Annotated in this window: 17 protein-coding genes and 2 pseudogenes; 8 read left to right on the top strand and 11 right to left on the bottom strand. The window is 63.8% G+C overall.

Annotation, left to right across the window (positions count from 1 at the left end; genetic code table 11):
- Positions 1-123 precede the first annotated feature (123 nt).
- From IVA98_RS03505 to IVA98_RS03495, 3 genes and pseudogenes are all read left to right on the top strand, one after another.
- A pseudogene (locus tag IVA98_RS03505) lies at positions 124-1,100 on the top strand (helix-turn-helix transcriptional regulator).
- Positions 1,101-1,397: 297 nt separating this feature from the next.
- Positions 1,398-2,927: a DEAD/DEAH box helicase gene (locus IVA98_RS03500; protein ID WP_247334741.1), complete on the top strand. Its 1,530-nt coding sequence runs from the start codon at positions 1,398-1,400 to the stop codon at positions 2,925-2,927.
- Positions 2,928-3,094: 167 nt separating this feature from the next.
- Positions 3,095-4,161: pseudogene (locus IVA98_RS03495) on the top strand (GGDEF domain-containing protein).
- Positions 4,162-4,215: 54 nt separating this feature from the next.
- Here IVA98_RS03495 and IVA98_RS03490 read toward each other — a convergent pair.
- The 8 genes from IVA98_RS03490 to IVA98_RS03455 form a co-directional block, all read right to left on the bottom strand.
- Positions 4,216-4,665: a TfoX/Sxy family protein gene (locus IVA98_RS03490; protein WP_247334740.1), complete on the bottom strand. Its 450-nt coding sequence runs from the start codon at positions 4,663-4,665 to the stop codon at positions 4,216-4,218.
- 137 nt (positions 4,666-4,802) lie between these two features.
- Positions 4,803-5,213 carry a HesB/IscA family protein gene (locus IVA98_RS03485; RefSeq protein WP_247334737.1) on the bottom strand — a complete coding sequence of 137 codons (411 nt, stop codon included), beginning with the start codon at positions 5,211-5,213 and terminating at the stop codon, positions 4,803-4,805.
- A gap of 49 nt (positions 5,214-5,262) precedes the next feature.
- Positions 5,263-5,634: an SUF system Fe-S cluster assembly protein gene (locus tag IVA98_RS03480; protein ID WP_247334735.1), complete on the bottom strand. Its 372-nt coding sequence runs from the start codon at positions 5,632-5,634 to the stop codon at positions 5,263-5,265.
- Complete coding sequence (locus tag IVA98_RS03475) at positions 5,631-6,878, bottom strand: cysteine desulfurase (protein WP_247354275.1); 1,248 nt, start codon at positions 6,876-6,878, stop codon at positions 5,631-5,633. The genes IVA98_RS03480 and IVA98_RS03475 overlap by 4 nt, the downstream gene beginning before the upstream one ends.
- Positions 6,875-8,179, bottom strand: coding sequence for a Fe-S cluster assembly protein SufD (gene sufD / locus IVA98_RS03470; RefSeq protein WP_247297039.1), 1,305 nt, complete (start codon positions 8,177-8,179; stop codon positions 6,875-6,877). The genes IVA98_RS03475 and sufD overlap by 4 nt, the downstream gene beginning before the upstream one ends.
- 11 nt (positions 8,180-8,190) lie before the next feature.
- Positions 8,191-8,943 carry a Fe-S cluster assembly ATPase SufC gene (gene sufC / locus IVA98_RS03465; RefSeq protein WP_247297040.1) on the bottom strand — a complete coding sequence of 251 codons (753 nt, stop codon included), beginning with the start codon at positions 8,941-8,943 and terminating at the stop codon, positions 8,191-8,193.
- Positions 8,944-9,005: 62 nt separating this feature from the next.
- Entirely contained in the window at positions 9,006-10,502 is a 1,497-nt protein-coding gene (gene sufB / locus IVA98_RS03460) for a Fe-S cluster assembly protein SufB (protein WP_247297042.1), read from the bottom strand.
- Between the two features lie 122 nt (positions 10,503-10,624).
- A complete protein-coding gene (locus IVA98_RS03455; protein ID WP_247297044.1) occupies positions 10,625-11,761 on the bottom strand; it encodes a cysteine desulfurase family protein in 1,137 nt (378 codons plus the stop codon).
- A 339-nt stretch (positions 11,762-12,100) separates the two neighbouring features.
- Between IVA98_RS03455 and IVA98_RS03450 the strand changes: the two genes are divergently transcribed.
- Together IVA98_RS03450 and IVA98_RS03445 are read left to right on the top strand one after the other, a co-directional pair.
- Positions 12,101-12,748 (top strand): alpha/beta hydrolase, encoded by a 648-nt coding sequence (locus IVA98_RS03450; protein WP_014495555.1) that lies wholly within the window; start codon positions 12,101-12,103, stop codon positions 12,746-12,748.
- 64 nt (positions 12,749-12,812) lie between these two features.
- On the top strand, positions 12,813-13,103 hold the full coding sequence (locus IVA98_RS03445; protein ID WP_247297046.1) for a DUF1330 domain-containing protein: 291 nt from the start codon (positions 12,813-12,815) through the stop codon (positions 13,101-13,103).
- Between the two features lie 14 nt (positions 13,104-13,117).
- Here the strand turns inward: IVA98_RS03445 and IVA98_RS03440 are convergent, their stop codons facing one another.
- From IVA98_RS03440 to IVA98_RS03430, 3 genes are all read right to left on the bottom strand, one after another.
- Positions 13,118-13,441, bottom strand: coding sequence for a DMT family transporter (locus tag IVA98_RS03440; protein WP_247334733.1), 324 nt, complete (start codon positions 13,439-13,441; stop codon positions 13,118-13,120).
- Between the two features lie 10 nt (positions 13,442-13,451).
- Positions 13,452-14,129, bottom strand: a complete 678-nt coding sequence (locus IVA98_RS03435; RefSeq protein WP_247297050.1) for a glutathione S-transferase family protein — start codon at positions 14,127-14,129, stop codon at positions 13,452-13,454.
- Between the two features lie 97 nt (positions 14,130-14,226).
- Positions 14,227-15,330 (bottom strand): anhydro-N-acetylmuramic acid kinase, encoded by a 1,104-nt coding sequence (locus IVA98_RS03430; protein ID WP_247297057.1) that lies wholly within the window; start codon positions 15,328-15,330, stop codon positions 14,227-14,229.
- A 164-nt stretch (positions 15,331-15,494) separates the two neighbouring features.
- On the opposite strand from IVA98_RS03430, the gene tyrS reads away from it, so the two are divergent.
- From tyrS to IVA98_RS03415, 3 genes are all read left to right on the top strand, one after another.
- A complete protein-coding gene (gene tyrS / locus IVA98_RS03425; RefSeq protein ID WP_247297059.1) occupies positions 15,495-16,748 on the top strand; it encodes a tyrosine--tRNA ligase in 1,254 nt (417 codons plus the stop codon).
- A 57-nt stretch (positions 16,749-16,805) separates the two neighbouring features.
- On the top strand, positions 16,806-18,062 hold the full coding sequence (locus IVA98_RS03420) for an MFS transporter (protein ID WP_247334732.1): 1,257 nt from the start codon (positions 16,806-16,808) through the stop codon (positions 18,060-18,062).
- A 218-nt stretch (positions 18,063-18,280) separates the two neighbouring features.
- Positions 18,281-18,718: a DoxX family protein gene (locus IVA98_RS03415; protein ID WP_247297072.1), complete on the top strand. Its 438-nt coding sequence runs from the start codon at positions 18,281-18,283 to the stop codon at positions 18,716-18,718.
- Positions 18,719-19,062 lie beyond the last annotated feature (344 nt).

Here is a 19,062-nt window from a genome sequence, read left to right as displayed (position 1 = left end):
GCCATCTCGAGGGTTCAAGGGCCTCGGCCCCAATTCCATCATCGGTCCTATGGCAGATCCCGCTGGAATCTGCTCTTCCTTTGCAGTGTTCCTGGGTAATCCCATTGGAAGCGAGGGGCTATCGTGTATCGCTGGTGCACTGACGAGGTCGAGCCGCATGACCGCTTCGACTATTGGCGCGAGGTGCGCGCCAAGGGTCTGTTCGGCGTCACCGCCGAGCTCGAGCGCGAACGCCGCGCCGATTTCTTAGGCGAATTCTCGCTGCGCCAGCTTGGCGGCGCCAGCCTCGTCGAGCTGAAGGCGTCCGCCTACACGGTCGAGCGTAGCGCATCCGACATCGCCTCCGCACCGGGCGACGCCATCTGCGTCTACCAGCAGCTCGGCAGCGGCGGCTGGTTCGGCGGCATGCGCGGCAGCGACTTTGCGTCGCAAACGGCAGCTTTGCCACCAGCCATACCGACCTGCCTTATCGTACCGCGCCGCTCGGCGCAGGCGGCTTCCATTTGCGGATCCTGAAGATCCCGGTGAGCAACATTCCGGCGCAGGACAAACGCATGCGCGAGCTTGCACCGCGAACGTTTGACGATCCCACCCTGGCGCTCCTGCTCGGCACCTGCTTTGCCGATCTCGACGATGTCGCCGGCAATGACGGCTGCTTCGACGCCGCCCCCCTGATGCAGGCCTCCCTTGTTCAGGCTCTGGCCCACTTGGCGCTGATCGAGCGCGGCATCGTGCGGCCCGGCAGCCGCCGCGGGCAGGCCGCGCTGCGGACCGCCCGTCTGTCGCAGGCCCGGCGCCTGATCGCGCGTCACCTGCAAGACCCCAATCTCGCGCCGACGATGGTGGCCGACTGGCTCGGCATTTCCGTGCGACACCTGCACATGCTGTTCGCGACGGCGGAGAAGAGCTTCTCGCAGACGATGACCGAAGAGCGGCTGAAAGAGAGCCGCCGCCTGATCCGCGAGGCTCCGGAGCGGCTGATTGCCGACATCGCGGCCGCCTGCGGCTTCGAGAGCTTGGCGACCTACTACCGAGTCTTTAACGCTGCCTATGGCATGGCCCCAGGCGACTTCCGGACCCAGGTTCGGGCGGGGCATTAGCCGCCGTTTGCCGGCTCTGGTCGGTCCGCCGCTTGGCCGGAAAACCGCAGCCGCGCCCGCTATTTGGGCAAAAACCTCAGGTTTTTTAGGGTCTTCCCGCGCCCGCTCCATTGACTTTGGCGGATTCCTGCCTATGTTCCGGGGCGACGCGGCTCAAATCGAAGATCGATTCTCGAGCCTGGCGCTTTGTTCGCGTGAGTCAGCACCCCCAGCTTCTTTGAGAGCGCGCCGTTTCGGGGTGGAACGCGACAGCCTTTTTACCCTCGATTCCGAACGGCGGTTTCGACCAGAGGCTCAATGTCCTTCACCAATCTCGGACTATCCGAAAAAGTCCTCGCCGCAGTGGCGGCCACCGGTTACACCACCCCCACTCCCATCCAGGAACAGGCGATCCCCCACGTCCTCGCACGCAAGGACGTGCTCGGCATCGCCCAGACCGGCACCGGCAAGACCGCGGCCTTCGTGCTGCCGATGCTCACCATCCTCGAAAAGGGTCGAGCCCGGGCGCGCATGCCGCGCACGCTGATCCTCGAGCCGACCCGCGAACTGGCGGCGCAAGTGAAGGAAAACTTCGACCGTTACGGCGCGGGCCAGAAACTCAACGTCGCGCTTCTGATCGGCGGCGTCTCGTTCGGCGACCAGGATGCCAAGCTGACGCGCGGCGTCGACGTGCTGATCGCAACGCCGGGCCGCCTGCTCGACCATACCGAGCGCGGTGGCCTCCTGCTCACCGGCGTCGAGCTGCTCGTCATCGACGAGGCCGACCGCATGCTGGACATGGGCTTCATCCCCGACATCGAGCGCATCTGCAAGCTCGTCCCGTTTACGCGGCAGACCCTGTTCTTCACCGCGACCATGCCGCCGGAGATCCGGCGCATCACCGAGGCCTTCCTGCATAATCCGCAGAAGGTCGAGGTCTCCAAACCCGCCACGACGGCCGTGACGGTCACGCAGGCCCAGGTGCCCGCCGGGCGCGAGGCGCACGAGAAGCGCGAGCTGCTCCGCCGCCTGCTGCGCGAGGCCAAGGATCTCAAGAACGCGATCATCTTCTGCAATCGCAAGCGCGAGGTCGCCGTCGTTCACAAATCGCTTCAGAAGCACGGCTTCAGCGTCGGCGCCCTGCACGGCGACATGGACCAATCGGCCCGCACGGCCGCGCTCGAACAGTTCCGCAAGGGTGAGTTGCCGCTCTTGGTCGCCTCCGACGTCGCCGCTCGCGGCCTTGACATTCCCGAGGTCAGCCATGTCTTCAATTTCGACGTCCCCCACCACGCTGACGACTACGTCCATCGCATCGGCCGTACCGGCCGCGCCGGCCGCACCGGCACGGCGATTTCGATCGTGACACCGCTCGACCAGAAGTCGATGGCGGCGATCGAGAAGCTGATCGGCCAGAGCATTCCGCGCGCCGAGGGCGACTTCGAGGTGCACGGGAGCACGACCGAACACAGCGAGCGCCCGCGCGAGTCTCGTGGACGGGACCGCGAGCGCTCCCGTGGCGGGCGGGGCAAGCCGCGTCGCGGCCACGAGCCGCGTGGCGACGCGCCGCAGCCCTCCGAGGGAAGGCCTTCGGTCGATGCAAGCCCCGCGGCCGAAGCCCGGCCCGCTCGCGAGCCAAGGCCTGCACGCCAAGCGCGGCCTCCCCGCGAAGCACGGCCGTCATCTGAGCCGCGTCACGGCGCGCGCCAGCAGGCCAATCCGTCGCATGTGCCCTCGATCGGCCGTCCCGAACCGCGCCGGCAGCGGGAGGCCGACGCCGAGCCGGGCGATCACTCGCATCTGCCGGCATTTCTGCTGCGGCCGGTTCGCTCCCCCGCCGGAGCCTGAAGCACGACGCGCGCTTTTGGTTTCGGTTGAGGAAAAACGCCCACACCTTTTTCGGATGCATTGGCGAACGTATATTTACGGGGCGTTCACGATCGTCCGTTAGCCTACGAACATAATTTAAGCATTGCTGCGGTCGAGAGCGCACCGACCGCTGCGGGGTATGTTCCGTGGTCAAGGTTCTCGACGAACACGAACGCACGATGGCGTTCGCCGAAGTGGCGCTCGGCCAGATTCGATCGCTTCGGCAGACGGCAATTCCGCGCAATTACGAGATCTGGTACGTCTACGCCACCGGCTACAACGCACCGCTCAATAAGATCATCAACGAGACGCTGGCGCGCAACGGCAAGCTGACCGAAGCCGATCTCGAGCAGATCTACGAGACCTATCTATCCCATATCAAGACCACCGACCGCATCGATAAGGTGGGCGCGCGCGTCATCGGCGAGATTGACGACGTGATGAAGGTTCTCGGCGATGCGCTCGGAATGAGCGGCGCCTACGACGCCAGCCTGTCGGGTGCGACCGAGAAACTGTCGTCGGCCAAGGGCCGCGACCAGATCAAGGCGATCGTCGAGACGCTGCTGCGTTCGACCAGCGAGATGCGCGAGGCCAACAAGGCGCTGGAAGGCCGCTGACGCTGTCGAGGAACGAGATCAGCAATCTCCAGCAGAGCTTGGAGGCGATCCGCGCCGAGAGCCTCACCGATCCGCTCACCGGCCTCGGCAACCGCAAATATTTCGATCGCATGATCGGCATGGCGGTGCAGAGCGCGCTCGCCTCCGGGGAGCCGCTGTCGCTGCTGCTGTTCGATATCGATCATTTCAAGTCGTTCAACGATTCCTATGGCCACCTCACCGGCGACCAGGTGCTGCGCCTTGTCGGCTTGTCGCTGAAGCAGACCATCAAGGGCCAGGACATCACCGCGCGCTATGGCGGCGAAGAATTCGCGGTCGTGCTGCCCAACACGGCGCTGCGCCAGGCGCTCACGGTGGCCGATCACATCCGCCGCGCGGTGATGGCGAAGGAACTGAAGAAGAAATCGACCGGCGAGATTCTCGGCCGCGTCACGATCTCCGTGGGCGTCTCCATGCTGAGGGAGGGCGACGACACCGAGGCCCTGATCGAGCGTGCAGATGCCTGCCTCTACGCCGCCAAGCGCAACGGCCGCAATCGCGTGATCTGCGAGGCCGATCCGGAATACGCGCAGGAGACGCACAGCCGGGTGGCGTAGGTCTAACGCCTCTGTCATTCCGGAGCGCATCTCTTGGACGCGCCCCCCCGAGAGTTACGCGTTCCGCTTGGCACGCTTGCGCATCGCAACCTTCTTGAGCGATCTTTTCGACGAAGTTTTCTGGCCGGGCTTTCCGGCGGGCGCCTTGGCAGCTTTGCTGACCTTCTTTGCGTTCGGCCGCTTCTTGACCTTGGCGCGCTGGGCGGCAGCCAGCGCTGCCCTCGCCCATTCTGCCAGCTCCTCGGAATCGTCGAACAAGCGCGCGGGCAACTGCCAGTAGGAGTTCACTGTGACTGTCTTGGCGCGGGTCGAGTATTGGAACGGCTTTGAGCCTTCCGCCTCGAAATTCGGGATCGTCATCTCGTCCGCGCGGAAGAACAGCCCGGCGCGCAAGGACAGCGCGAAGTTGATGCCATCGGCGGAGATGCCGTAGCCGGAAAACATTTTGCGGATCGTGACCGGGCCGAAATCGGCGAACAGGTCGATCAGGAATTCGCGGTCCATGCCCAAGCTGCCTCCCCAATGTGGTCAACCACAGGATCGCGTTTGGCGAAGGCTGGCAACTGCCAGCGCGCGCGACAACCACTTCCTCTGGGCATGGGTCCCGGGCTTGGCCGGGAGGACAATAGCGAAAGTCGGGCTTATCCGTCGATCTTCGCCGGCCGCAGCTCGACCGACTCGCCGCAGCCGCAGGCGGAGACCTGGTTGGGGTTGTTGAAGACGAACTGGGCCTGCATTTTGTCGGCCTTGTAGTCCATCTCGGTGCCGAGCAGGAACAGCACGGCCTTGGGGTCGACCAGTATCTTGACGCCCTTGTCCTCGACGACCTCGTCAGTCGGCCGGATCTCGTGGGCGTATTCGACCGTGTAGGACTGGCCGGCGCAGCCGCCGTTCTTCACGCCGACGCGTAGGCCGACGATGTCGGAGTCCGCGCGCTGGGTCAGCTCCGTGATCCGCTGCGCCGCGGCATCCGTCAGCCGCATCACCTGCGGGCGCGGCCGCCGGGGCTTTGGTGTCGAAGCTGGTGTCGAGCCTGACGAGATCTGGGTCATGTTAGCTATGTGGTCCGTTGCGAAGCGAATTCAATGCGAGCTGAGACCGTCACCACATATTGAGCACGAGGCGCGCCTCGTCGCTCATGCGCTCGGGCGACCACGGCGGGTCCCAGACGACCTTGACGTCGACCACGCCGACGCCGGGAACGCTGGCGACCGCGTTCTCGACCATGGTCGGCAGCTCGCCGGCAGCCGGGCAGTTCGGTGTCGTCAGCGTCATCTGCACGTCGACCGAACGGTCGTCCTTGATCTCGACCTTGTAGATCAGGCCGAGCTCGTAAATGTCGGCCGGGATTTCCGGATCAAATACGGTCTTGAGGCCCGCGATGATCTCGGTGGTCAGACGCTCGGTCTCCTCCGGCGGCAGCGCCGAATGGGTCTCCATCGGATTGGCTTTGATTTCGGCCGTGTCACTCATGCGAACAAATCCCGCGCCTTCAGAAGCGCTTGTGCCAGATGATCGACTTCTTCCCGCGTATTATACATGCCGAACGACGCCCGGCAGGTGGCGGTGACGTTGAACCGCTCTAAAAGCGGCATCACGCAAAGGGTGCCGGCGCGCACTGCGATGCCCTGACGGTCGATCACGGTGGCGACGTCGTGGGCATGCGCGCCCTTGAGCTCGAAGGAGATCACCGGCCCCTTGCCGCGCGCAGTACCGATCAGCCGCAGCGAGTTGATCTCGCGGAGCCGGTCCTGGGCGTAGGTGACGAGATTGCGCTCGTGCGCGGCAATGCGCTCCTTGCCGATCGAATTGACGTAATCGATGGCGGCACCGAGGCCGATCGCTTCGACGATGGGCGGGGTGCCAGCTTCGAACTTGTGCGGCGGGTCGCCATAGGTGACCCAGTCCTTCGCAACCTCGCGGATCATCTCGCCGCCACCGTTGAACGGACGCATCGCTACAAGGTGCTCATGCTTGGCATAGAGCGCCCCGATACCGGTCGGGCCATAAATCTTGTGGCCGGTGAACGCGTAGAAATCGCAGTCGAGATCCTGCACGTCGACGGGCAGATGCACCGCGCCCTGCGCACCGTCGACCAGCACGGCAATGCCCCGATCGTGGGCCAGTCGCACGACCTCTTTTATCGGAACGAAGGTTCCGAGGGCGTTCGACATCTGGGTGATGGCGACGAGCTTAGTCTTCGGCGTCAGCAGCTTCTCGAACTCGTCGATCAGGAAATTGCCTTCGTCATCGACGGGCGCCCATTTGATGACCGCGCCATGGCGCTCCCTGAGGAAATGCCAGGGCACGATGTTGGAATGGTGCTCCATGATCGAGAGGACGATTTCGTCGCCCTGCTTGATGTTCGGCTCGCCCCAGGACGACGCCACGAGGTTGATGGCCTCGGTGACGTTGCGGGTGAAGATGATTTCTTCTGTGCGGCGGGCATTGACGAATTGCGCGACTTTTGCCCGCGCGCCCTCATAGGCCTCCGTCGCCGCATTGGCGAGGTAATGCAGGCCGCGATGCACGTTGGCGTATTCGCTCGTATAAGCCTGCGTCATGCGGTCGAGCACGGCGCCGGGCTTCTGCGCCGAGGCGGCGTTGTCGAGATAGACCAGCGGCTTGCCGTAGATCTGCATGGCGAGCGCGGGAAAATCCTGGCGCACGCGCGCAACGTCGTAGGCGCCGTTCTTGACCGCCGGATGCGTGCTCATGACCGGCGCTCCAGCCAGCGCTCGGCAATGCCGATCACGTGCTCGCGCAAGCCGTCGTCGGCGATCTGCTCGATCGCCTCGCCCACGAAGGCCTGGATCAGCAGCGCCTGGGCCTGCTTCTCCGGCAGGCCGCGCGCCTTCAGATAGAACAAGAGGCTGTCGTCCAGCGCGCCGGCAGTGGCGCCGTGGCCGCAGGAGACGTCATCGGCAAAGATTTCCAGTTCGGGCTTGTTGTCGGCTTCCGCCTCGTCCGAGAGCAGCAGCGCGCGGGTCATCATCTTGCCGTCGGTCTTCTGCGCATCGGGACGAACGATGATGCGTCCCTGGAATACCGAATGAGCGCGATCGTCGATCACGGCGCGAAAAGTCTCGCGGCTGACGCAGTTCGGCACGGCGTGGTCGACGACCAGTGTGGTGTCACCATGCTCGGTCTTCTTCAAAAGATTGACGCCGTTGACGGAGAGCTCGCTACCCTCGCCCGCCAGCGTGATGAAGCCCTGCAAGCGGCTGACCGCCGCGCCGCTGGTCATGTTGAAGAAGTTCAACTTCACATTGGCGCCCACCGTCACGAATTGCGAGGTGACGTTCACCGCGTCAGGCGCATCGTCCATCAGGCGAATGTGTGCAACATCGGCGTCGTCGCCAACCGTCACCAGCACGGCATCGTTGACCTGGTAGGCCTTGCTACCTGCCGCAACGAAGCTTTCGACGATGGTGGCGCGAGCGCCCTTCCCGATCGCAACCTGCGAACGGGTGAAGCTCGAGGCGGAAGCCGCGGTTGCGATGTGGATGATCTGGATCGGCGCGGACAGCCGCGCACCGTCAGCGATCGACAGCACGACGCCGTCGGTTGCCAAGGCGGCGTTCAGCGCGATGACGGCATCGGTGGACGCCGTGTTGAGGATACCGACATCGGTCTCCAGCATCTCCCGCAGGGTCTTGAGGCTCGTCTCGGAGCCGAGCGCCTTCACGTCGGACAGATCGGCCGCGAACACGCCGTCAACCAGCACCAGCTTGCGGGCGCCCGCGATGGCATGCGCCTTCACCGCGTCGGCGGCGCGCTTCAGCGCGGCCGCGTCGGGGCTGGCCGCCAGCGGCAGCACCTCGCCGACCAGCGCGCGCAGATCCGTGTATTTCCATTCCTCGAGCCGGCGGTGCGGCAAGCCGAGCCGCTCATAGCTCTCGAAGGCTTCGCGACGCGCCGCGATCACAGCAGGCGGACCCGGCAAGCGGCCTTCGACGCTGGCGAAGAGATCGCTCACCGCGCGGCCCTTTCCGGTCTTTGCCACAGCAACGTTCATTGCAAAATTCCTTACGCGGCGTCCTCGAACTGGGCATAGCCGGACGCTTCCAGCTCCAGTGCCAGCTCCTTGCCGCCGCTCTTCACGACGCGGCCCTTCGACATCACGTGCACGACGTCGGGCACGATGTAGTTCAGCAGCCGCTGATAGTGGGTGATGACGACCATGGCACGCTTCGGCGAGCGCAGCGCGTTGACGCCGTCGGCCGCGATGCGCAGCGCGTCGATGTCGAGGCCGGAATCCATCTCGTCGAGGATGCACAGGCTGGGCTCGAACAGCGCCATCTGGAGCACCTCGTTGCGCTTCTTCTCGCCGCCGGAGAAGCCGACATTGACGCCGCGCTTAAGCATGTCCTGCGGGATGTTCAGCGCCTTCGAGACCTCGCGGACCTTCTTCAAAAAGTCCGGCACCATCAGTTCGCTCTCGCCGCGAGCCTTGCGCTGGGCATTGAGTGCGGTACGGAGGAAATTCATGGTGGTAACACCGGGAATTTCGACCGGATACTGGAACGCCAGGAACACGCCTTTGGCGGCGCGCTCGTCGGGATCCATCTCCAGGAGATCCTCGCCCCTGAACAGGATCTGGCCGTCGGTGACCTCATAGCCGGGCTTGCCGGCGATGACATGGGAGAGCGTCGACTTGCCGGAGCCGTTCGGCCCCATGATCGCGTGCACCTCGCCCTCGTTCACGGTCAGCGTCAGCCCGTGCAGGATCTCACGCTCCTCGACACGAACCTTCAGGTCTTTCACTTCAAGCAAAGGCATTGTTGGTGTCCAGTCTATTCAAATGAGGCATGGAGCGCCTAAGCGCACCGCGAGGGTCGGTGTTAACCGACCGACCCTTCAAGCGAGATCGAGATCAGCTTCTGCGCTTCCACCGCGAACTCCATCGGCAGTTGCTGAAGCACATCCTTGACGAAGCCGTTGACCACGAGGCCAACCGCCTCTTCCTGCGAGAGACCGCGCTGGATGCAGTAGAACAGCACGTCCTCGGAGATCTTCGACGTCGTCGCCTCGTGCTCGAACGTCGCCGAGGAGTTTTTCGCCTCGATATACGGCACGGTGTGCGCGCCGCATTTGTCGCCGATCAGCAGGGAATCGCAGGCGGTAAAGTTGCGCGCGCCGGTGGCTTTGCGGTGCGCGGTGACGAGCCCACGATAGGTGTTCTGCGATTTGCCGGCGGCGATGCCCTTGGAGATGATGCGGCTCGACGTGTTCTTGCCGAGGTGGATCATCTTGGTGCCCGAATCGACCTGCTGGAAGCCGTTCGAGATCGCGATCGAGTAGAACTCGCCCCGCGAATTGTCGCCGCGCAGGATGCAGCTCGGATATTTCCAGGTGATCGCCGACCCCGTTTCGACCTGGGTCCAGGAGATCTTTGAATTGGCACCGCGACAGTCGCCACGCTTGGTGACGAAATTGTAGATGCCGCCCTTGCCTTCCGAATTGCCCGGATACCAGTTCTGCACCGTCGAGTATTTGATCTCGGCGTCGTCGAGCGCGACGAGCTCGACCACGGCCGCGTGCAGCTGGTTCTCGTCGCGCTGCGGCGCAGTGCAGCCCTCGAGATAGGAGACGTAGGAGCCCTTGTCCGCGATGATCAGCGTGCGCTCGAACTGACCCGTGTTGCGCTCGTTGATGCGGAAATAGGTCGACAGCTCCATCGGGCAGCGCACGCCGGGCGGCACGTAGACGAACGAGCCGTCCGAGAACACCGCCGAGTTCAGCGTCGCGTAGAAATTGTCCGAGGTCGGCACCACGGTGCCGAGATACTTCTGCACCAGCTCGGGATGCTCGCGGATCGCCTCCGAGATCGGCATGAAGATCACGCCGGCCTTCTTCAGCTCCGCCTTGAACGTGGTCGCAACCGACACCGAATCGAAGACCGCGTCGACCGCGATCTTGCGGCGGGCCGGATCTTCCTCGCCCGCCTTCGGCTCGACGCCTTCGAGCATGGCGACTTCCCGCAGGGGAATGCCGAGCTTTTCGTAGGTCTTCAGGATCTCCGGATCGATCTCGTCGAGCGAGCTGACCGTCTTCTTCGGCTTCGGCGCCGCGTAGTAATAGAGGTCCTGGAAGTCGATCTTGGGATAGTCGACCCGCGCCCAGCTCGGCTCGGTCATGGTCAGCCAGCGCCGATAGGCTTCCAGCCGCCACTGGAGCATCCAGGCGGGCTCATTCTTTTTCTGCGAGATGAACTCTACGGTCTCTTCCGATAGCCCTTTTGGGGCTTTCTCGGAGTCGATCAGGGTCTCAAACCCATAACGATATTGGTCGACGTCGATACGCTTCACGCGCTCGACCGTCTCTTGTACGGCTGGCATTCCATCCTCCGCTCGCGGTTTCAAGGACCGCGGTGGATCAAACTCGGACGAGTATTACGTTTATTACGATGTTCTTTGGCGGAAAGCACGCGCCTAGAATCGTTCAAGCTGTGTTTCGTCGCCTAGCTCTTAAGTAGGTTATTACCGAGCTTTCGCCAAGCCTCCAACGCCCTATTGATCTCTTCCAGTTCCGTGGACCAGCCAAGACTGAGGCGCACCGCTCCTTGGGCCACGATGGGATCGTACCCCATGGCCGAGAGCACATGGGAAGGCTGGACCCTTCCCGATGAGCAGGCCGAACCGGACGACACGGCGACGCCTGCAAGGTCGAAGCCGATCACAGCAGTCTCGGCCTTCAGCCCTGGCGCGGTGAAAAGTACGGTATTTGGCAACCGCTCCACATCGTCGGCGAAGATTGTCGCCCCGGCCGCGCGAAGCCCATTTTCCAAATGATCTCTGAGGCTTGCTATTCGCTTCAGATCCTCCGGCAGAGTCTGAAGCGCCCGTTTGACCGCCGCGCCAAAGCCGGCGATCCCCGCGACATTCTCGGTGCCCGCCCGGCGGTTGAGCTCCTGCCCGCCCCCCCGCAGGACCGGCGCCAGACCGGCGAGCCCTTCCGCCATGACCAGCGCGCCAACGCCCTTAGGGCCACCGACCTTGTGCGCAGAGAAGGTTGCAAGGTCTGCACCCACAGCCTTGATATCGAACCGAATTTTACCAAGCGCCTGGATCCCATCGACATGCAGGAGACCGCCGGCCTCATGAACGATCCGCGCAGCCTCAGCGACAGGCTGAAGAGCGCCGGTCTCGTTGTTCGCGGCCATGATGGAGACCAGCGTCGGCGGGCCAGCGTCGAGCCGGGCCCGCAGATCGTCGAGATCGACGACACCGGAGCGCGTTACCCGAAGCTGTCGGGTCCTATCGGCCGGGAACCGGCCGCCCGCAAGCACCGAGGCATGCTCGACCGCGGAGACCAGCAGTCGCTCAACGGGTCCGCCCGCCGGCGCCCGCAGGCCGGGCGACAGCGCCAGCGCATTGGCCTCGGTTCCAGCGGATGTGAAGACGACGTTGCGCGGCTGGGCGCCGATCGCCAAGGCCAGCGCGGCACGCGCCTCCTCGATCAGCCGTCGTGCCTCCCGCCCCTCGGCATGAACCGAGGATGGATTGCCGATCAGATCGTATGCAGCCAGCATCGCTGTCCGAGCCTCAGCGCGGAGCGGCGTCGTCGCGTTCCAATCGAGATAGACGCGGGTCGGCATTAAGTAATATATTACCTCACATCGCAGACGGCGTTTGCGCGATCTCGACATGGGCCGCGGGCACGCCCTTGGCAACCAATGATTTCGAATGTGCGGCCACAGTTGACGCGACCATGACGCGCTAACGTCTTGAACCCGTTGGCTGATGTTCAAGATGCTTGCTTTTTGACCCTCAGCCTATGTTAGAACGCGCACCGTCAAGTCACCGCGCGCCGTCAGCGCATCACCGCTACGCGCGCCTCCTCGCCCTTCATTCGCGCTTTCGTCGGCATCTGCCGGTGAGGCCACAATCGGTTGATTGCCGAGGTCGTCTCCAGGAAATCAATCAAGAGATCATCGATGCCCGAAGTCATATTTACCGGCCCCGCTGGCCGTCTCGAAGGCCGCTACCACCCGGCCAAGCAGAAGAACGCGCCGATCGCGATGATCCTGCATCCGCATCCGCAGTTCCACGGCACGATGAACCATCAGATCGTGTACCAGTGCTACTACGCTTTCGCGCATCGCGGCTTCTCCGTGCTGCGCTTCAATTTCCGCGGCGTCGGCCGCAGTCAGGGCTCGTTCGACCATGGCACCGGCGAATTGTCGGATGCGGCGGCAGCGCTCGATTGGGCGCAGACCATCAATCCCGAGGCGCGCGCCTGCTGGGTCGCGGGCTTCTCCTTCGGCGCCTGGATCGGCATGCAGTTGCTGATGCGCCGCCCGGAGGTCGAAGGCTTCATCTCGATCGCGCCGCCGGCCAACCTCTACGACTTCTCATTCCTTGCGCCCTGCCCGTCCTCGGGCCTGATCGTGCACGGCGAAAAGGATGCCGTAGTGCCTCCTAAGGATGTCAACACCCTGGTCGAGAAGCTGAAGACGCAGAAGGGCATCGTGATCGACCAGCAGGTCATTCCCGGCGCCAATCACTTCTTCGATGCCAAGCTCGAGCCGCTGATGGAAACCATCACCGCCTATCTCGACATGCGCCTCGCCAACGTGCGCTGAGGCCTTCCGGCGTAGACGTGTTCGTGGCATGGCTGCGGACCGTCAACGCTGGGGATTTCGAGCGATGAAGGCGTATCTGGTTCTTGATCTATCAGTGAACGACCACGCCGGCTTCAAGACTTACGTCGCTGAAATCCCGGCATTTATTGCCAAGCTTTCAGGGCGGTACATCGTGCGCGGCGTCGAGCCGACCACGATCGAAGGCGACTGGGCGCCCGAGCGCCTCGTCATCATCGAATTTGCTGAGCGCGAGAAGGCGAAAGCGTTCCTCGACGATCCCGACATTCAGGATCTCTTCAGGGTGCGGCACGCAACGACGACAAGCAGGCTGCTGCTTGCCGACGGTTGCACCTGATCACTATGGGCTGACTACGCCAGCTTGAGGGCAACGATCCCCGTCAGCACGAGTGCGATGCCCGCAAGCTTCACCGCGCTCAAGGTCTCGCCGAACAGCACGACGCCCATCAGGAACGTGCCGGCCGCGCCAATGCCGGTCCACACCGAATAGGCAACGCCGACCTCGAGCACCTTCAAGGCACGCCCGAGCAGGAAGACGAAGGCGACGAGCAGCACGAGCGAGGCGATGCTCCAGCCAGCGCGCGTATATCCTTCCGCATATTTCATCGCGATCGCCCAGCCGACATCAAGCGCGCCGGCGATCACGAGCATGAGCCAGGCCGTGGACTGCGACATCGGCGTAGCCTCAGGCCGCGAGCTTCAAGAGATGCGCGTCGTGGCGCACCAGGAAGGCCCGCAGCAATTGCGGATAATCCGCGCCGACCGCAGAGCGCACGCTCGGACGCTTCGCGAGCTCGGCCCGCCACGCGCGGACCTTGGGCAGATCGTTGAAGATTCCGAGCTCAATCAATTCATCGAACACGTCGAAATAGCGGAAGATCGGGGCAAACACTGCATCCACGAGGCTGAACGCGTCGCCCGCGAAATACGGCCCTGCAACAAGCGCGGCTTCCACGCGCGCGAATTTGGCCGCGAGCGCCTGGCGCTTGCTCTCGAATGTCGCCGGATCGGTCGTCGTCTCCAGCCCCCAGAGGTCGCCGAGGATCGCTGAGCCGAACTCCATCCAAGCGCGATGCTCGGCACGTTTCAGCGCATCCGCCGGATGCAGCTTCGCACCGCGTTGCGTGTCTTCGATGTACTCGCAGATCACGTTGCTCTCAAACAACGCAACCTCGCCCTTGTCTGTCGCAACCATCAGCACCGGCACCTTGCCGAGCGGCGACAATTTCAAGAACCAGTCCGGCTTGTCAGCGAGATCGATATCGATCCGCTCGAACGGCACGCCCTTCTCCTTGAGCGCGATCACGGCGCGCTGCACATAGGGGCACAGCTTATGGCTGATCAGTTTGAGCGGAGCGGTCATAATGGCGATCCCGACAGTTAGATGCAACTGCATCTAGATAGATGCACTTGCATGCACATGTCAAGATCAATGCACCTGCGTCAACTCCCTGTGATCTTCAAGGCTGTGCAATCACCCCACCCGTCATCGGCATCGGCACGCCCGTCGTTGCCGGATAGGATAACGGCAGGCCCTTGAGGCCGCGCGCGGCAAGGAAACCGAAGGCCTGCGCCTCGATGGCGTCGGCGGCCCAGCCGAGCGTCTCCGCGGCCTCGACCGTGGCCGAGCCCACCCGCTCGCGGAGCATCCGCAGCATGGTGAGGTTGCGGGCCCCGCCGCCGCAGACAATCCAGCTGCGCGGCCGTCGCGGCAGCAGCGGGATGATGCGGGCGATCGCCGCCGCAGTGAACGCGGTCAGCGTCGCGGCGCCGTCGGCCGGTGGCATGTCGCCGAGCTTCAGCGCGGCAAAGTCGTTGCGGTCGAGCGACTTTGGCGGCGGCGCTGCGAAGAACGGCAGCGCCAGTGCCCGCGCGATCCAGGCCTCATCAGCCTTGCCAAGCGCGGCGAACTTTCCCTCCGCGTCGAACGCCTGGTTCATGGTGCGGTACATGAAGTCGTCGAGCAGCGCATTGCCGGGGCCAGTGTCGCAGGCGATCAGCGTGTCGCTGCCGTCGATATAGGTGATGTTGGAGACGCCGCCGATATTGATCACCGCGATCGGGCCCTCGCGCTCCAGCGAATGGGCGAGCGCCCGATGATAGACCGGCACGAACGGCGCGCCCTGCCCGCCGGCCTCGACGTCGGCGGCGCGGAAATCATACATGACCGGGATGTGAATCGCCTTGGCCAGCGCCGGCCCGTCGCCGATCTGCACCGTCAGCCGCTTTTCGGGCCGGTGCAGCACGGTCTGGCCGTGGAAGCCGACGATGTCGATGTCCTCCGGCCTCATCCGGTTCTGCGCGACGAAAGCGGCGACCGCCTCGGCATGGGCCTGCGTCACTGCGCGCTCAGCCTCGGTCAGGATCCCAGGCCGGGCATCACGTTGCCGTAGGTGCACGGCCTCGGAGAGCGCTTGGCGCAGCAGGTTGCGCTCGGCCGGACCGTAGGGCCGGTAGCCGGTCGGTCCGAACGCCTTGACCTGCTTTCCGTCGGTTTCGATCAGCGCGACATCCACCCCGTCCAGCGAGGTGCCGCTCATCAGACCGAGTGCCGTCAACATCATGGACCAGCGTCCTCAAAGGCCCGCCCCGGCATGCCGATCTTGTGCCAGAGGGACACATCTTATAATGCCACTGCGCCAAGTGGCGGGTGCCAATCGAGTTCCCACGCAAGACTCTTAAATTGCTCCCAAAACAGTAAACCAAGAATTGTCAGGCACGCCGACAAATGACTGCATTCAAATCGGATTTCCTCAATACCCTGCAGGAACGTGGGTTCATCCACCAGTGCTCCGATTTCGAGGGGCTGGACGCGCTCGCCGCCAGGGGCGAGGCGACCGCCTATGTCGGCTACGATTGCACCGCCCCCTCGCTGCATATCGGCAACTATCTGACCATGATGATGCTGCACTGGCTGCAGCAATCCGGCAACAAGCCGATCACGCTGATGGGCGGCGGCACCACCATGGTCGGCGACCCCTCCGGCAAGGACGAGACGCGCGCGATGCGCACGGTCGCCGAGATCGAGGCCAACAAGGCCTCGATCCGCGGCGTGTTCGCCAGGGTGCTGCGTTATGGCGAGGGCAAGAGCGACGCTGTCATGCTCGACAACGCCGAGTGGTTGACCAAGCTGAACTGGATCGAGATGCTGCGCGACGTCGGCCGGCATTTCTCGGTCAACCGCATGCTGACCATGGACTCCGTGCGCCTGCGCCTCGAGCGCGAGCAGGAGATGAGCTTCATCGAGTTCAACTACATGGTCTGCCAGGCCTACGACTTCGTCGAGCTCGCCAAACGCACCGGTTGCCGCCTCCAGATGGGCGGCTCGGACCAGTGGGGCAACATCATCATGGGCGTCGATCTCGGCCGCCGCATGGGCACGCACCAGTTGTTCGCGCTGACGACGCCGCTGCTGACGACCGCGTCCGGCGCCAAGATGGGCAAGACCGCGCAGGGAGCGGTCTGGCTCAACGCCGACCAGTTCTCGCCGTATGATTTCTGGCAGTACTGGCGCAACACCGAGGATGCCGACGTCGGCAAATTCCTGAAACTGTTCACGACGCTGCCGATGAGCGAGATCAAGAAGCTCGAGGCGCTCGGCGGCGCGGAGATCAACGAGGCCAAGAAGGTGCTCGCCACCGAGGCGACCGCGCTGCTGCACGGCCGCGATGCCGCGAACGAGGCGGCAGAGACCGCGCGCCGCACCTTTGAGGAAGGTGCGCTCGCCGAAAGCCTGCCGACGGTGGAAATTCCGCGTGGCGAGCTCGACGATGGTCTCGGCGTGCTCAACGCCTTCGTTCGGGCGGGCTTGGTTGCCTCAAACGGCGAAGCGCGCCGCCAGATCAAAGGGGGCGGACTGCGCATCAACGACGCCCCCGTCACCGACGAGAAGATGGCACTCTCGGTGGCCAACCTGACGCCGGAAGGCGTGATCAAGCTGTCGTTCGGCAAGAAGAAGCACGTCCTCATCAAGCCTGCATAGGCGTATGAGCTTTTCGCTGCTTGTCAGGGCGCGGCGAAGCGCGCTCCTTGAGCGGCAATGGACCAGAACACGCCCAGGCAGGCCGGGGACCGCGCAGCGGCTGCGCCGAGGGGTGCCGTGCGGACCGCGCTCGTCGTGCTCGCGCTGTGTTTCGCGCTGGCTGTCCTTGGCCGCGGCCTCAGCGAGAGCTTCACCGTCTTCCTCAAGCCCATCTCCGAAAGCTTTGGCTGGGATCGCGCGCAGGTCGTCTCGATCTATTCGCTGACCTGGCTCGTCAGCGGACTGACCGCGCCTCTGGTCGGGCGGCTGTTCGACCATTCCGGTCCCCGCGCCGTCTACGCGCTCGGACTGTTCCTGCTCGGCTCGGCCTTCCTGATTGCGGGCCATGCGAAAGCGCTCTGGCAGTTCCAGCTCTCGATCGGACTGTGTGTCGGGATCGGGGTCGCCTTCATCGGCAATGTGCCGAATTCGATTCTGCTCGGCCGCTGGTTCGGGCCGCGGCTGCCGACCGCGATGGCCGTGGTCTATTCGGCAATGGGCGGCGGCGTGCTGGCGCTGCTGCCGGCCTCGCAGCTCCTGATCGATCACATCGGCTGGCGCGAGACCTATCAGCTGTTCGGCTTCGCTGCGCTGGGCCTGCTGGTGCCGCTCATGCTGCTGCCGTGGCCGCTGTTCGCTGCCGGCTCGCCGCAGGTCACCAAGAAGACCGATCCGGATTTCGTTGACAACGGCTGGACGCTTGTTGGCGCCATGCGCCATCACGCCTTCTGGGCGCTGTTCTCGACCTTCTTCTTCACCGCGGTCGGCATGTACGCGATCGCGGCGCAGATCGTGGCTTATCTGATCGATGCCGGCTTCCCGCCACTCCAGGCCGCGACTGCCTGGGGCTTCTCCGGCGTCGTGCTGGTGTTCGGGATGTTGGGGGTCTCCGCGCTCGACGGGCTGATCGGGCGCCGGCCGTCGGTGCTGCTGAGCTACGCGATCTCGATGCTCGGCATCTTCCTGCTCTGGCTCCTGCAGTATTATCCGAACATCATCCTGCTCACCGGTTTCGTCGTCTGCTTCGGCAGCATGATGGGCTCGCGCGGGCCGCTGATCACCGCAACTGCGATGAAAATCTTCCAGGGAAAACGGGTGGGCACCATCTATGGCACCATCTCGATCGGCAGTGGCCTCGGCTCGGCATTCGGCTCCTGGAGCGGCGGCCTGATCCATGACGCGACCCACGGCTACAACGCGCTGCTCGCCTTCGCACTTGCGAGTGTGGTGCTCGGGATGATTCCGTTCCTAGTCGTGCCTGCCTTGCGACGGTAGGTTTCCCAGGGGTAACTTGAGTTCGTTTGCGTCACCGGAAAATTACGGATGGGCACGACGCCAACACCAGAAAAAATGCGGATCGCGCGCGACTGAGAGCGGAGCCTGCGGTGTTTTGTCCGACATGACGAAAATGTCAGCGCGGAATTGATCCTGATGGCTTGCGAGGCGGAATCGAATACGGTCCAAGTCGCGCATTGGATGGAGGGCACAAACCAATGAACTTTCCCTATCTCACTCGCTTTCAACCGGTTCTCCTGAGCCTGTTTCGCTTCATCACCGGCCTCTTGCTGTTCCAGTACGGCGTTGCGAAGATCTTCAAGTTTCCGGTGCTTCCTTACTTCGCCAACATCCCGCCGCTGATCTGGACGGCAGGCGCGATCGAGCTGGTGCTCGGTGCGCTCCTGATGCTCGGCCTGTTCACCCGCCTCTCGGCTTTCATTCTCTCGGGTGAGATGGCCTTCGCCTACTTCATGGGCCACATGTTCAAGGGCGAAACGCCGGTGTTCCTGCCGCTGCTCAACGGCGGCACCGCCGCGATCCTGTTCTGCTTCGCCTGCCTCTACCTCTCGGCAGCCGGCGGCGGCTCGGTCAGCGTCGATGCGGCGATGGGCAAGGAAAGCGATTCGACCGGCGGCGCCTACGCCCGGCGCTGACGCGCTCGCGGATTCGAAGGAAAGACAGGGTACCGGCGCATTTGCCGGTGCCGGCTCAACGCGCGCCCAGCACGTTCCAGATGAGAACGAGAGCCGCCACGAGCAGCACGGACATGATGATGCGGTGAACGAATCGACTCATCGCTGTCCCGACAAGCCTCGGCCACAACCAAAATCCAGCATCAATTCTTCCCGCGATTAGATGCGCCATGCGCAGGCGCGGCACGTTTGCGCATGGCGACTGCGAACGCCGCATGCATGGCAGCGCGTTGCCCGCGTCCGTTCATGATTGGTAAGAACTTCATGCTACCGACGCGAGCAATAACAACCATTCCGTAGAGACC

The sequence above is a fragment of the Bradyrhizobium sp. 160 genome, from assembly GCF_023073735.1.
GTDB lineage: Bacteria > Pseudomonadota > Alphaproteobacteria > Rhizobiales > Xanthobacteraceae > Bradyrhizobium.
Note: the sequence above shows the minus strand (reverse complement) of the source record. Positions and strands in the feature narration are given on the sequence as shown.

Coding starts and splice junctions, on each gene's coding strand:
- IVA98_RS03500 (WP_247334741.1), top strand. CDS start 1,398: ATGTCCTTCACCAATCTCGGACTATCCGAAAAAGTCCTCGCCGCAGTG.
- IVA98_RS03490 (WP_247334740.1), bottom strand. CDS start 4,665: ATGGACCGCGAATTCCTGATCGACCTGTTCGCCGATTTCGGCCCGGTC.
- IVA98_RS03485 (WP_247334737.1), bottom strand. CDS start 5,213: ATGACCCAGATCTCGTCAGGCTCGACACCAGCTTCGACACCAAAGCCC.
- IVA98_RS03480 (WP_247334735.1), bottom strand. CDS start 5,634: ATGAGTGACACGGCCGAAATCAAAGCCAATCCGATGGAGACCCATTCG.
- IVA98_RS03475 (WP_247354275.1), bottom strand. CDS start 6,878: ATGAGCACGCATCCGGCGGTCAAGAACGGCGCCTACGACGTTGCGCGC.
- sufD (WP_247297039.1), bottom strand. CDS start 8,179: ATGAACGTTGCTGTGGCAAAGACCGGAAAGGGCCGCGCGGTGAGCGAT.
- sufC (WP_247297040.1), bottom strand. CDS start 8,943: ATGCCTTTGCTTGAAGTGAAAGACCTGAAGGTTCGTGTCGAGGAGCGT.
- sufB (WP_247297042.1), bottom strand. CDS start 10,502: ATGCCAGCCGTACAAGAGACGGTCGAGCGCGTGAAGCGTATCGACGTC.
- IVA98_RS03455 (WP_247297044.1), bottom strand. CDS start 11,761: ATGCCGACCCGCGTCTATCTCGATTGGAACGCGACGACGCCGCTCCGC.
- IVA98_RS03450 (WP_014495555.1), top strand. CDS start 12,101: ATGCCCGAAGTCATATTTACCGGCCCCGCTGGCCGTCTCGAAGGCCGC.
- IVA98_RS03445 (WP_247297046.1), top strand. CDS start 12,813: ATGAAGGCGTATCTGGTTCTTGATCTATCAGTGAACGACCACGCCGGC.
- IVA98_RS03440 (WP_247334733.1), bottom strand. CDS start 13,441: ATGTCGCAGTCCACGGCCTGGCTCATGCTCGTGATCGCCGGCGCGCTT.
- IVA98_RS03435 (WP_247297050.1), bottom strand. CDS start 14,129: ATGACCGCTCCGCTCAAACTGATCAGCCATAAGCTGTGCCCCTATGTG.
- IVA98_RS03430 (WP_247297057.1), bottom strand. CDS start 15,330: ATGATGTTGACGGCACTCGGTCTGATGAGCGGCACCTCGCTGGACGGG.
- tyrS (WP_247297059.1), top strand. CDS start 15,495: ATGACTGCATTCAAATCGGATTTCCTCAATACCCTGCAGGAACGTGGG.
- IVA98_RS03420 (WP_247334732.1), top strand. CDS start 16,806: ATGGACCAGAACACGCCCAGGCAGGCCGGGGACCGCGCAGCGGCTGCG.
- IVA98_RS03415 (WP_247297072.1), top strand. CDS start 18,281: ATGAACTTTCCCTATCTCACTCGCTTTCAACCGGTTCTCCTGAGCCTG.